The following is a 13,195-nucleotide window of genomic DNA, read 5'->3' as shown; positions in this document are numbered from 1 at the left end:
ATCGGTGCAGGTGAGAGCAAATGACGAACACGACGGTGCGAACGGAGAACGGCGGCTCTTTCAAAGTCAAGCCGCTTGCCGATTCGTACGTAACTTTATTCGAATCCCCGAATCCGGACCAAATTTACGGATTCAGCCCGGGCATCGCCGTATTGCCGGGCGGCCGCCTGCTCGCCACGATCGACTTGGGCGGGAAGGGCGTTCCCCAGCTGGACGGGCCGAAAGGCTCGCGTCACGGCTATATCACGCAAGGAAGAGTGTACGTGTCGGACGACGGCGGCAAGACGTGGCGGCACAGCGCAACGTTTCCGTTTATGCACGCGCGTCCGTTTTTGGCCGGCGATTCGGTTTACGTGATCGGCCATTGCGTCGACATCATGATCATGCGTTCCGACGACGGGGGAGAGACGTGGACGGAGCCGGTCAAGCTGACGTCGAGCGGCGATTGGCATCAAGCGCCCTGCAACGTGCATTACGCAAAGGGCAGCATTTATTTGGTGATGGAAAATATCCGGGACGGCGATCAGGCCCATTTCTGGCCGGTCAGCCTGATGGAACCGATCCTGATGCGCGCGCGGGAAGACGCCGATCTGCTGAAGCCGGACAGCTGGGCTTACGCCACGCCGCTGACCGCCCGCGAGGCGATCCCGTCCGCCAACCTCGACTATTTCGGCGTTCCGTTCTTTACGGAGATGCAGGATCACAAGCGCGGCCAGATCAATTGCGCCCCGGTCGGCTGGCTCGAGACGAACGTCGTGCAGTTCGTCGACCCCGACCACGTCTGGTACGATCCGCACGGCCGCACGTTCCATCTGTGGATGAGAGCGCATACGGGAGGAACGGGATTCGCCGCCGTCGCCAAGGTGGTCGAGGATGAAGAAGGCCGCATGACGACGATGCTGGAGACGGTTCCGTCCGGCAAACGGGTTGCGTTCGTGCCGTGTCCCGGCGGGCAGATGAAGTTCCATATCGTGTACGACGACGTAACGAAGCTGTATTGGCTGCTTTCGTCGCAGTCGACGGACAGCATGACGCGGCCGGATCGGCTGCCGAAGGAACGATACGATTTGCCGAACAACGAGCGGCACCGGCTGCAATTGCATTTTTCCAAAAACTGCGTGGATTGGTGCTTCGCCGGCCTTGTCTGCGCGGGAGCGTCGCCCAAGCAGTCGCGGCATTACGCGAGCATGGCGATCGACGGGGACGATTTGCTCGTGCTGAGCCGCTCCGGGGACGAAAGAGCGTCGAGCGCGCACAACGGCAATTTGATAACGTTTCATCGCATTCGCGATTTTCGGGATTTGGCGTATTGAACGGTTTTCTGCGCTTATATACGAGAACAATGTTCCGTATTGTGGAACAAGTGAAACAAAAGGGGGATGCTTGCATGAACGACAAGCTGATCAAAACGACATGTACGGTCGCCGTCATCGCGGCGCTGGCGGCAGGCTGCTCGCAAGGCGGCGGAAGCTCCGCGAACGAAGCGAAGCCGGAGCCGGGAAAGCCCGCCGCCGAGGCGCCTCTCGATATGACGCAGGGCTCCGACGAGAAAGCGGAAATCCGGATCCGCACCGGGATGAGCGAGGAGGCGTTCGAGCAGCGAATCCGCAAAGTGCTGAAGCCTAAATTTCCGAACGTCACGTTCACCCGTGTCGGCTACGACATCAAGCTGCAGGATTTGCTCGCATCGTCGCCGCCGGACATTATCGATCAAGGCATTACGAACCTGGAGGAAATTACCGACGTCGATCTGCCGATGAATCTCGACCCGCTCGTGCAGAAGCACAAAGTCGACCTGAACCGGTTCGACCCGTACGTCATCCAGGATATCCGCTCCTATTCCGTCGGCAAAAACGAGCTTCTTATGCTCCCGTTCGTCGTTCAGCCGTTCGTCCTGCACTACAACAAAGACTTGTTCGACAAGTTCGGGGTGCCTTACCCGAAGGCGAACAGCACGTGGCCGGACTTGATCGAGCTGTCGAAGAAGCTGGCCCGCAGCGAACAGGGCGTCGCTTACCGCGGACTGGACGCCGGGCTGAACGTCAACCGGATGCAAAAGCAGCTGTCGCTGCCGTTCATCGACGCGAAGACGGGCAAATCGCTCGTCGGCTCGACGCCCGGCTGGAAAACGCTTTATCAGACGTACGCCGACATTTACGGCGTGCCCGGCAACTTCCCCGAAGGGGCGAAGCACGGGGACGGACGCAAAGCGTTTCTCGAGAGCAAGACGCTGGCGATGTATCCGCATATCGTCATGCTGACCGATACCGATTTCGTGCAGGCCGCACAAAGCGGGCTGAAGTTCGGAATTACGACGTATCCCGTTTTCCAAGACAAGCCGGGCGTCGGCACGGGATTGTTCGGCGGCGGGATGGCGATCTCGAAGACGACGAAGCATCAGGAGCTGGCTTTCCGCATCATCCTGTACTACACGTCGGACGAAGCGCAGAAGGAGCTCGGCCGCATGGGCTTCGTGACGCCGCTTGTGAGCAAGGAGGTGCGGAACGCGCTGTTCGAAGGCAATCCGCTCGCGAGCGGAATCGATTTGAACGCCATCTACGGGACTCGCGTCGCCGATCCTTACGTCCGTACGAAATACGACCAAAAGGCGTTCAATATCGTCAACGCGGGCATGCAAAGCTTTTTTACGGGCCAGGTCGACATGAATACGGCGCTCCGCGACGCGGACGAAAAGATCGAGAAGATGGTCCGGGAGGAGCAGAACAAGTAAAGGTTTTGTCCGACGGATGAACAATCGCCACGGGAGGGAAACGCGATGAAATCGGAAATGGGGAACGGCAGCGAGCGCGGGGAGCGGGCGGGGCGGGAGGACGGCGCCGGCGGCGCCCGTCCGATCAGCCGGCGCAAGCTGCTCGCCGCGATCGGAGCGGCGGGCGCCGCGCTGGCGGCGGAAGGCGCGCTGACGGGACGAATCGGCGGGGCGGCGAACGGCGGGGAACGGGCCGCAGCCGATTCCGTGCACGGCTCCGTGTACGGCCGCGGCAAGCCTTCGAGCCACCCGCTGCTCGCGGAAGCGGGCGACGTCAAGGCGGTGACGTTCGACGGGCTGCGGGCGGAGCAAAGCCCGAATCCGGACTGTTTGTACTACGTAACCGACCCGGGCCGGGAAGGCCCGTTTCGGTACGATGCCGCGGATACGGCGACGGCGGACAATGACGGCACCGTGCTCGTCTCCGGGACCGGGGCTCGCTTCAAGAGGCTGCATGACGGCAACGTACGCGTCGACTGGTTCGGCGCCAAAGGCGACGGAGCGGCCGACGACACGGCGGCGGTTCGGGCCGCGCTGGCGGCGGCGCGGGGCAAGACGCTGTTTTTTCCGCCGGGCATCTTCAAGCTGACCGATACGATCACCGTTCCCCGCAATACGTTCGTCCGCGGCTCGGGCAATTCGTCGTGGTACGCCTTCGGCCAGCGCCGCAACGAGCTGCCGCACAGCATATTGGACATGGAGAGCGGCACGGTGCTCGCTTTTTACGGCAACGGCTCGCAAACGTTTTCGAGCAATCGCGCCGAATTCGCCGCCTTTACGTGCACGGTCCGGTTGGAGAGCGACGCCGACGGGGCGCAGCTGTCGGACCTTAAATTATTGTCCCACTTCCGGATCCGCGACGACATGGGGAACATTACGACGCAGCTTACGGACGAGCACGCCATGTTCGACGTCGGGCTGTGGATCGACAACGCCGATCACGTGAAGCTGACCCGCGTCTCCGTCGTCGGGTATTGGCGGAAAGCGGGCTTGTTTCTCGACGCATCGGGACGGCTGGCCGCCACGGGCGAATACGGAGCGATCGAATACGCGACGATCGACAGCTGCCTGTTCCAGGGCAAAATCGGCATGGCGGTGCTCGGCGGGGACGAAGGAAACCCGCCGGACGAAACCGGCTTTGCGCCGCCGACGGGGGACGCGCTTACGGAGGGGCAATTCGGCTTGTCCCACCTGTTCGTTACGAATTGCTTCTTCTCCGGCACGGACCATCATTCCAACGGCTTCGTTTCGGGCTGGCAAAGCCGGATCGAGCCGGACAGCACGCCGATCAAGATCGACGGTTTCATCGGCAGCGGGTCGCCGTACCGGATCAACAATCCGCGGTTCGTCAATTGCTCGATCCAGACGCGGGAGAGCGCTTCGATCGTGCTGGACCGGGTCATCCGGCCCACGTTCGTAAACTGCCGGGCCGAGAGCGGTCCGATCCGCGCCACCAAGCATACGGCGCAGCCCCGGCTGATCGCCTGCGAGTTTCCGTACAACCGGACGAATGCAATCTACCACGAAATCGAGCATTGCCAAGGCGCCTATATCGTTCCGCCGTTTCGGAGACTCGGCCATATCCATTTGCTCGACTACGAATTCCGGATCGAGCTGCGCAACAACGGCGGCGTCATCGAGCACCGCATCGCGAATTCGTACGCGATTCAGGCGGGAGCCCGATCGAAAGACGCGGAGGCGCTGTTCCGCTATGCGATTTCGGAAGCGGGCTGGAACTACCGGCAGTGGACGCCGACGCCCGTTCCCGGTCAGTACGACGATTTTTCCCGCGGCCTCTATTTGGGCGAGAAATCGTTCCAGGCGAAGTACAACCTGATTTTGTCCGCGGCGATCGACAATTCGGCGGACTATCAGGAGGTGGAGACGGCGGTCGTCGAATCGCGGGCGTCCGACGCCGCACTATGGGCCAGACCGGCCGTTTATGCGGCGCAGGCGGTTCCGTACCGGCTGTCCAATTATTCGACCGTACTGAAAATCGAGCTGCGCAGCGGCGCGGGACCGGCGACGAGCTTGGCGGCGAATTTGCCGAACGAAAGCAATGGCGCCGCCAGTCTGGTCATCCGGGTGAAAGGGAAATTTTACGAGCAGGCCTATGTCTGAAACGGCGGTCCGCTCCGCGCGCCCCGTCGCTGCGAGCGTCAAAACGGTACATGGTTTCGAAAAAAAGAGCGAGTACGGCGTTCGGATACCGCCGGCACTCGCTCTTTTCGTTCATGACGCACCTTATCGAAAGGCTTCGGTTTTTCTTCATGGGCGCCCCCTGTTTTTTCGCGGGGAAATCCCCTAAACTAGGAAGGGAGACGCATCGTTTCGCAACGCATAGTCGTCTAGTCGCAGAAGAGGGGCAGGTTCGGTTACGGCATGGGGGACGGACAAGGCGCGCTTTCGCCAAAAACCGCCAAACGGAGCGCCGCAATCGGCGGCGAACTGACATTCGATTGGCGGAAGTCCGGCGGCGGTGAGCCATGAACAAACAGCTGGCGGTTTTGATCGGCATGATCGGTTTATTCGCCGTCGTTACGTCCGCATTCATTTACGACTGGCTTCGCCCTTCCGACCGGTACCCGGAGGCGCGCGGAGGGGTGCTTGACGCCCGGAAGTGGAATTTTGCGGAGCAGGGGATAATTCCGCTGCGCGGGGAGTGGGAGTTTTACGAGAATCGGCTGCTGACCCCGGACGATTTTCGCGCAGGCGGGGAGCCGCTGCAGGCCGAACGCAAATTGACGCGGGTTCCGGGCGGCTGGAAAGGCATTTCCCCGTCCGCCAGCGGATACGGGGCGGGCACGTACCGTTTGCGGGTGCAGGTGAGCGAGCCGGCGCTTTACAGCTTCAGGGGAAAAAAGATTCGCATGTCGAGCCGCGTTTATATGGGCGGGCAAGACGTCGGCGGCAACGGAAAACCGGATTTGACGGCGGACCGGTTCGTTCCGAGCAATTTGCCGTTGTTGGGGACGGTCGAAGCGGAAGCGGGAACCGTGGACATCATCGTGCAGACGGCCAGCTTTCGCTACATGGAAGGCGGGCTCGTGCAGGCGCCGGAGTTCGGCTTGACGCCGGACGTGCTGTCCAGACGCGACAACGCCCGTCTGGCGGATACGATCGTTATCACGACGCTGCTCGTCTTCGGCTTTTATTTCGCCGGCATGTTCAAGCAGTGGCGCAAGGAGCCGTATCTGTTATGTTTTTGCTTGTTTTGCCTGGCGACGGGACTGTTTTTCAGCATCGACAACGAAATCGTGATGTCGGCTTTTTTGCCGTCGCTTCCGTTTCCGGTGCTGCAAAAGCTGCTGTTCGTTTTGCCCTATTTCATAATCCTGTTTTTCGTTACATACGTGTATTTGTATTTGGGCGAGCGGAGCAGCCCGTTTTTCAGGCGGCTGCGCCGGATATCCTACGTCTTTTTCGCTTTGCTCGTCGCGGTTCCGAACGAGTATTTGCTCGATCTGTATTGGCCGGGCATTTTTTTGCAAATCGTCGCTTTCGCCTTTATGTTCGCGACCCTTTTCCGCAGCAGGCGCGGCGGGGTGCAGGCGCATTATATTTTGCTCGGCGTGTTTTTCCTGATCGTCAGCTGGGTTTATGCGCAAACGCGGTACCAGATGGCCCTGGACAACCCGTTCTATATGATCGTCACCCCGCTGCTTCTCGTATTCTCGCAGTCGTTTCTCATGTCGGACCGGATGCGAGAGGCGTTCCGGCGAAGCGAGCGGCTTTCCGAGCAGCTGATCGCGTACGACCGCCAGAAGGACGAGTTTTTGGCCAAAACGTCGCACGAGCTCCGCACCCCCTTGCACGGCATCATCAATTTATCGCAGACGGTGCTGGACAACATGGCCGTGCCTTTGCCCGCGGAGCATCGCGAAAATATTCGGCTGCTCCATCTGATCGGACGGAGGCTCGCCGGGCTCGTGCACGACATTCTCGACATGAACCGGATTCGGCACGGGCAGCTTTCGATCGATCCGAAGCCGGTCGATCTGGGCATGTCGGCCCGATTCGTCATCGAGACGCTGTCGATCGCGCCGATCAAACGGGACGTGCGGCTCGTCAACGAGCTGCCCGGCGCCCTTCCGTTCGTCCAAGCCGACGAAAACCGGCTGCGGCAAATTTTGCACAATTTGCTGGAAAACGGGCTGAAATATACGGATAAAGGCACGGTCACCTTATCGGCGTCGCGCCGGGGAGACGAGCTGGCCGTCACCGTCGCGGATACGGGCAAAGGGATACCGCCCGAGGCGATGGACCGCTTGTTCCAGCCTTTCTTTCAATACGACGACGGGGAGAGCGCCGGCTCGCGTGACGGCATCGGGCTCGGTCTCAGCATCTCGAAGCAATTGGTGGAGCTGCACGGCGGGCGCCTGGAGATGGAATCGGAGGTCGGACGAGGGTCCCGCTTTACGTTCACGCTGCCGATCGCCCGAACGTGGGCGGCCGAGACCGCCGCGTCGGCCGAGCGCCGCGACGAACCGGTTTCCCCGGTGTATTCCGGCTTCGCGCCGGACGGGCGGGAGGCGCCGTTCCGCATTTTGATCGTCGACGACGAGCCGTCCAACCTGAAAGTGGCGATGGACGCGATTTCGTCGTTGAACTGCGCCTATACGGCCGTCGGCGGCGGGGAGGAGGCGCTTGCGGCGCTTCGGGGCGCGCCGAAGCCGGATTTGGTTTTGCTCGATCTGATGATGCCGGGGGTATCGGGACTCGATGTGTGCCGGCATATTCGCACGCTGCACGGACTGGCGGAGCTGCCGGTGCTGATGCTGACGGCTTCGGGGCAGACGGGCGACATCGTCGCGGCGTTTGCGGCCGGGGCGAACGACATTTTGCAGAAACCGTTCGAGCTGGCGGAGCTGAAGGCGCGGGTGCAGTCGCTGCTGGCGATGAAAAGCTCGTCCGAGCAAGCCGTTCGCAGGGAATTGGACTTTTTGCAGGCGCAAATTACGCCGCACTTTTTGTACAACACGTTGAACGCTTTGGTCGCCCTCAGCTACAAGGACGTCGGCAAGCTTCGCGAAACGGTCCATCATTTGACCACGTACCTTCGCGCGAAGTTCACGTTCGTCTTCCATGGCGCCGCCGTGCCGCTGGAGCGGGAGCTGGAGCTCGTCCGGGCGTACTTGGCGATCGAGCAGCTTCGTTTCGGCGACCGGCTGCGGGTAAATTACGCGGTCGACGAAGAGGCGCGGTGCATGCTGCCCCCGCTGACGCTGCAGCCGATCGTCGAAAACGCGGTCCGGCACGGAATCGGCCCGAAGCCCGAGGGCGGCACCGTCGACATCGCCGTTCGCCGCGGGGACGGCGGCGTGGTCATCGTCGTGGAAGACGACGGCGTCGGGATGGACGGTCCGAAGCTGCTCGCCCTGGAAAGCGGAGGCTCCTCCGGAATCGGGGTCGACAACGTAAACCGCCGGCTGCAAATGAGCGGCGGGCGCAAGCTGACGATTCGCAGCGAGCCCGGCAAAGGGACGCAAGTTACGCTTCATCTACAGGGGGCCGACATCGATGCTGAAAGCGATTTTGATCGACGATGAAGAAAACGCGCTCGACGTGCTGGACATCCAGCTTCGGGAGGTCGGAGGGGTGACGGTCGTCGGCAAATTCCGTCTCGTCGCCGAGGCGATGGAGCAAGCCGCCGGGCTGCAGCCCGACTTGATTTTTCTCGATATCGAGATGCCCGGAACGAACGGACTGGAGGCCGCCGAAGCGCTGTACGCCCGTTGTCCGGATGCCGAAATCGTTTATGTGACGGCGCATCACCAATATGCCGTGGAGGCGTTCGATACGAATGCGATCGGGTATTTGCTCAAACCGGTCGCGAGCGACCGGCTCGTCAAGACGCTGTCGCGGTATGCCGGCCTGTACGCGAAAGCGGCAAAGCGAAGCGCCGACAGGGAGCGGGGAGGGTCGGGCGGCGGCGGCGGCGGGAACGCGGACGGAAACGGAAACGGGCACGGCAATGGCAATGACAAAGGCAATGACAAAGGCGATGGGGACGGCAACGATGGGAGGCTGTCGCTGTTTGTGCTCGGGAGCATGGAGCTGTACGACGCCGGCGGCCGGTTGATTACTTGGCGGACCAAGAAGGCGAAGGAGCTGTTCGCCTATTTGTGGCACCACGGCGGCTCTCCCGTTTACCGGTACAAGTTTATCGACCAGTTGTGGCCGGATACGCCGCCGGAACGCGCCCAGGCGCTGTTCCATACGACGCTGTACAATTTGCGCAGCGCGCTGAAGGCGGCCGGACACCCGGATATGGTGGCGTTCGGCGACGAACGGTATTGGATGCGGACGACGCACGTCGCGAGCGATTTGGCAAGCCTGGAAGCGGTGATGAAGCGGGAGGGCGGGCCGGGCGACGCCGAGAAGCTGCTCGAGCTGTACCGCGGCGATTATTTGGAGACCGAGCATTACGATTGGGCGGCAAGCCGAAAAGCGGACATCCGGGGCGCGTTTCTGTCGTGTCTGGAGCAATGGGCGGAGCAAGCGTCGGGCTTGGAGAAGGAGCGGCTGCTGCGCAAGCTGATCGAGCTGGACCCGTACCGGGAACATTATTACGACCGTCTGCTGCGGCATTTGATCGATCGGGGCGACTTGGCCGCCGTCGACAAGGTGGAGCGGCTGAAGCAGCTCGCCTTCGGGCAGGACCTCGGCCTGGAGCCGCGTTGACGGAGCGGTCCGCGGACGGCGCGATAACCGCACAGAAGCTCGGGTACGGGATACGAACGGGCGGCGGCAGTTTCGCGGAGCGCCGCCGCATGTTTGGAAAACGTTGAGTGGGTCCGTGGTACGATCATCGGCGAAGCGGTACGTTTGTATCCCGATTGGTGGGGAGGAGCCTGTGCGCAGAGCCATTTTGATCGACGACGAGGCGATGGCCTCGGAAGTCTTGGACATTTTGCTGCGGGAAATCGGAGGCGTGACGATCCTTGGCGCTTTTGCGCAAGTGTCCGCGGCGCTGGAGGCGGTCGACGAGCTGAAGCCGGATCTCATTTTTCTCGATATCGAAATGCCCGGAATCGACGGGGTGAAAGGCGCCGGCCTGCTTCGGGAACGGTGCCCGGAGGCGAGCATCGTTTTCGTAACGGCTTATCAGAAATACGCGCAGGAGGGGGAACGTCCGGACATCGCCGGTTATTTGCTCAAGCCGGTCGCCAAGGAACGGCTGGCGGAGCTGCTGGATCGGCTGGCCCGCTCTTGAAACCAACGTTGAAAACGACCGATTCCGCCAAGGGAACCGGCCGCTTTTTTTTACTTATCCAAGAGTCTGCCTTCTTCCTCGATCGTCGCCGATAGACGGTTGCCGTATACAAGCACGCCCTGATCGCCGTTCGTCGACGTACGGGCACGCTCGCGCTTCGCTCGTCCGATTATTTGCCGTGCAGCCGTCCGAGCCGCTCGCCCATCTTCACCTTGCTGCCGACGGCCAAGTCCGCGCGCGGCTCGAAAATGCCGTTCTCCGTCAGCAGCACGACGGTCGAGCCGAATTCGAAGTAGGCGAGGTCGCCGCCGCGCTCGACCCGGTCCGGCAGCGGCTCGGCGTAGCGGATGCTGCTGACGTTCATCGCGCCGACTTTGACGACGGCGATTTCTCCGCATTCGTGGTCGATATACGTAATAAGCCGTTCGTTTCGGCTGAGCACCCGCTTCATGTGCCGCAGGCCGAAATCGTTGACCGGGTACACCTTGCCTTTGACGCGCTCCTTCTCGACGATCGCGCCGGTCGCCGGCGAATGGATGCGATGGTAGTCCGTCGGGCTTAAATAAAGGACGAAATAAAAGCCGCACCGGTAGTTGACCGTTCGCGGAGAACGATTCAGCAGCTCTTCCACCGTGTAGTCTTGTCCTTTGACGTTCAGCATCGCGCCTGCCTGAATCGGTCCCATTCCGGTAACGAGCGCGTCGACCGGGCTGAGCAGCGCGTCCGGACTTTCGTCGATCGGGCGCAGCCCCGGCTTCAGCCGGCGCGTAAAAAATTCGTTGAGCGTCCGGTATTCCGCGATCGCTTTCTCCGCATCGTCAATGCGAATGCCGTACGATTTGGCGAACCACGGGATGAGCCGGCGGCTAGCCTCCGATTTGGCGAAAGCGCCGGTGAGGCGCGAAATCCATTTCCGCGATGAAAGCTCGGTGAGCAATCGAAATAACGGTTTCATCTTCGTCCTATGCCCCTTGCGATATATATTCTTTATCTTGACATAGAAAAGTCCGCAAAGCAACAAAGATTCCGGCGGCCGAATTCGGCCGGACCGCGCGGGCGCGCGGGCGCCCCGGGAGAAGAATTTCACGAAGGCAATCTCCCGACGGAATCGAATTAGCTTAGTCCGATTTTTTTGTGCGATAGTTAGTGTTCTAACGATATGGCGGAGAACGAACGAAAGTCCGAAATGGCGCATATTTTTGGGGGAATTTCGCAGAAGCCCGGGACGCTGCGCCTGCCGGCCCTCGTTTCCCTGAACCGGGTAACGGCCGTCGGCAACGACGGGCTTGCTCGATTCGATCGATCTGAGACCGCCGAGCGCGGCGGCGCGTAAAGGGATGATGGAGATCGCGCAAGGATGCGCGTCGTGCGGCATGTCCGATATCGGCGAAGCGATTTTGGGCTGCCTGGGGGCGGAAGCGCTGTCCGCGGAGGAAGTCGGGCGATGGAACGGGCGGCTCGACGAGCTGTATGCGCTTGCGTCGGAGCTGCGTCCGGACGCGCAGCCGGTCAAACGCGACTATCCTGTTCAAGGAATCCGTGCAATGATCGCGAAAGGATATCCGCGGGAATGCGCATGGCCGCTGTGGCGCGGTTTCGCCGACTGCAGCCAATTGCCGGGCGGTTTGTCCGCCGAGGCCGAGGAAACGTTCGCCCGGTTCGCGGAACGATTGCAATTGCCGAGTTCGAACAAGCGTCGTCGAAGGGGAGCGGTTTGCAGCCGTCGCGGAAACTTTGTACGATCGGCGAGAACGGCTGACCGGTCATATGCTGTCGGCGATCGCGCGTTGCGGGTAAGCGGGCAGCGCTTTCAAAACGGAATGCGGGGCGTCCCGGCCATGCGGCCGAATCGTCGCTTCCACGCCGAATCGACAAACAGCCTTCTAGCCGCTAGTCGCTACCGTCGCCTTTTCCGCTCGTTTGACGTTCTTCTTGTATTCTTGACAGGAGAGGCATGTCGCGACATTGATCTGCACCGGAATGGCGCAGCCGGAATATTTGACGCAGTGTACAGGTGTTCGGTCGTCGCAGTCGGAAGCGATTTGCACACAGAAGCGGCATCCGGATATCAATTCGTGCGTGGCGTCAAGCAGCGTTTGCTTTAACCGTACGAGTTCATCCATAGGCTCGCGGCTCCTTCGATATTCGATTCCGGGATTGCTTCAAATGGAATTTTACGGAAAAAAGTTTGCACTTATTGTAACATGATCGAAATCGTTTGTCACTAGCGGTCGAATAGCGGCCGAGGCTTTCCGCTCCTTATGAAGCGGCCTCCGATGCCTTCCGCGGACAAATACGGGTACGGATCCGCCAGTCGGTTTCGCAACAACCCGAAGCTGTGGGGATAACCTGCTTTCCGCAAAAGCAGCGATACGGAAACTTGCGCCGTTTTCGGGTGCGAATCTGTAAGTCAGTTTCTCCACAACTTGAAAACCTCCCGCTAATTTTGCCGGGTTGCCTGCATTCGGACACTTTAACGGGAAATCATCCCGATAACTTAGCCCGGACCGCGCTTTTTGCCGATGCTGAGCCGATTTACCGGGAGCTTTTCCCGTTCAATCGAACGTGGGCTCAATTCGGAAACGAAAGAACGGGAGGAAATCCGGTTGTTGCAAAACCGCGGCTTCAGCAATAGGCGGCAACCTTGTATGTGTGCGGATATCCGGGAAGAGGATCTGCCTGAAAAACTCGTTCTCGACAGCCTGAGGTAATCCGGTTTAATTCGAGCCCGCCAGGACAGGGCGGCCGGACGGACGCGGGGAACGATAGGAGCTTGGCCTGGGCCGGTTCTCATGCGATTGTCCTGTTTGGCCGAGTTTAGGCCGTCGCGCCGCAGGTCGGCGAACGCCGCATCGGGCCGCCGCATGAACGGTCGCCGCCGCATGCGCGCCGAAGCGCACCGAATGAGGCGATGTCAAGCGTCTGTGAAAATGTCACCTTAACTGAGCAGTAAAAATGTCACTTTTTGTAGTGTGGAGGCCGCCCGTCACCAGAAGGCCTCATGATAGGTGTTGTGCTGGGAATACAGAGCCTCTTGGAAGGCGCTTGATTTTGTGGTACGCTTGTTTTTGTTGGTGTCCGGGGCTTTCCACGGATGATGGCTGGCGGGTTTGCGTTGGGGCGCAGAACTCGCTTTTTTTGTTGCATCTGTTGCCTGACGATGTGGTTTTTCCGTCTCAGAAAGCGCAACGGACTGGTTCTGATACCAG

Annotated in this window: 8 protein-coding genes and 1 pseudogene; 7 read left to right on the top strand and 2 right to left on the bottom strand. The window is 60.6% G+C overall.

From position 1 onward, the window contains the following. Positions 1-20 precede the first annotated feature (20 nt). The 6 genes from PV407_RS27740 (at position 21) to PV407_RS27715 (ending at position 9,986) form a co-directional block, all read left to right on the top strand. Entirely contained in the window at positions 21-1,313 is a 1,293-nt protein-coding gene (locus PV407_RS27740; RefSeq protein ID WP_332093251.1) for a sialidase family protein, read from the top strand. A 74-nt stretch (positions 1,314-1,387) separates the two neighbouring features. Further along, a complete protein-coding gene (locus PV407_RS27735; protein ID WP_332093250.1) occupies positions 1,388-2,731 on the top strand; it encodes an ABC transporter substrate-binding protein in 1,344 nt (447 codons plus the stop codon). 45 nt (positions 2,732-2,776) lie between these two features. Next, positions 2,777-4,891 (top strand): glycosyl hydrolase family 28-related protein, encoded by a 2,115-nt coding sequence (locus tag PV407_RS27730; RefSeq protein WP_332093249.1) that lies wholly within the window; start codon positions 2,777-2,779, stop codon positions 4,889-4,891. A 365-nt stretch (positions 4,892-5,256) separates the two neighbouring features. Next, positions 5,257-8,319 (top strand): ATP-binding protein, encoded by a 3,063-nt coding sequence (locus PV407_RS27725; protein WP_332093248.1) that lies wholly within the window; start codon positions 5,257-5,259, stop codon positions 8,317-8,319. Beyond that, on the top strand, positions 8,291-9,454 hold the full coding sequence (locus tag PV407_RS27720; protein WP_332093247.1) for a response regulator: 1,164 nt from the start codon (positions 8,291-8,293) through the stop codon (positions 9,452-9,454). The genes PV407_RS27725 and PV407_RS27720 overlap by 29 nt, the downstream gene beginning before the upstream one ends. A 172-nt stretch (positions 9,455-9,626) precedes the next feature. Then, positions 9,627-9,986, top strand: a complete 360-nt coding sequence (locus PV407_RS27715; protein WP_332093246.1) for a LytR/AlgR family response regulator transcription factor — start codon at positions 9,627-9,629, stop codon at positions 9,984-9,986. A gap of 169 nt (positions 9,987-10,155) precedes the next feature. Here PV407_RS27715 and asd read toward each other — a convergent pair whose 3' ends face one another. Continuing rightward, a complete protein-coding gene (gene asd, locus PV407_RS27710) occupies positions 10,156-10,941 on the bottom strand; it encodes an archaetidylserine decarboxylase (RefSeq protein ID WP_332093244.1) in 786 nt (261 codons plus the stop codon). Between the two features lie 331 nt (positions 10,942-11,272). On the opposite strand from asd, the gene PV407_RS27705 reads away from it, so the two are divergent. Further along, complete coding sequence (locus PV407_RS27705) at positions 11,273-12,091, top strand: hypothetical protein (protein WP_332093243.1); 819 nt, start codon at positions 11,273-11,275, stop codon at positions 12,089-12,091. Positions 12,092-12,972: 881 nt separating this feature from the next. Here PV407_RS27705 and PV407_RS27700 read toward each other — a convergent pair. Then, positions 12,973-13,195, bottom strand: a pseudogene (locus PV407_RS27700) (ISNCY family transposase); the annotation flags it as partial.

Origin of the sequence: Paenibacillus sp. GYB003 (assembly GCF_036577625.1) — a bacterium.
GTDB lineage: Bacteria > Bacillota > Bacilli > Paenibacillales > NBRC-103111 > Paenibacillus_AB.
Note: the sequence above shows the minus strand (reverse complement) of the source record. Positions and strands in the feature narration are given on the sequence as shown.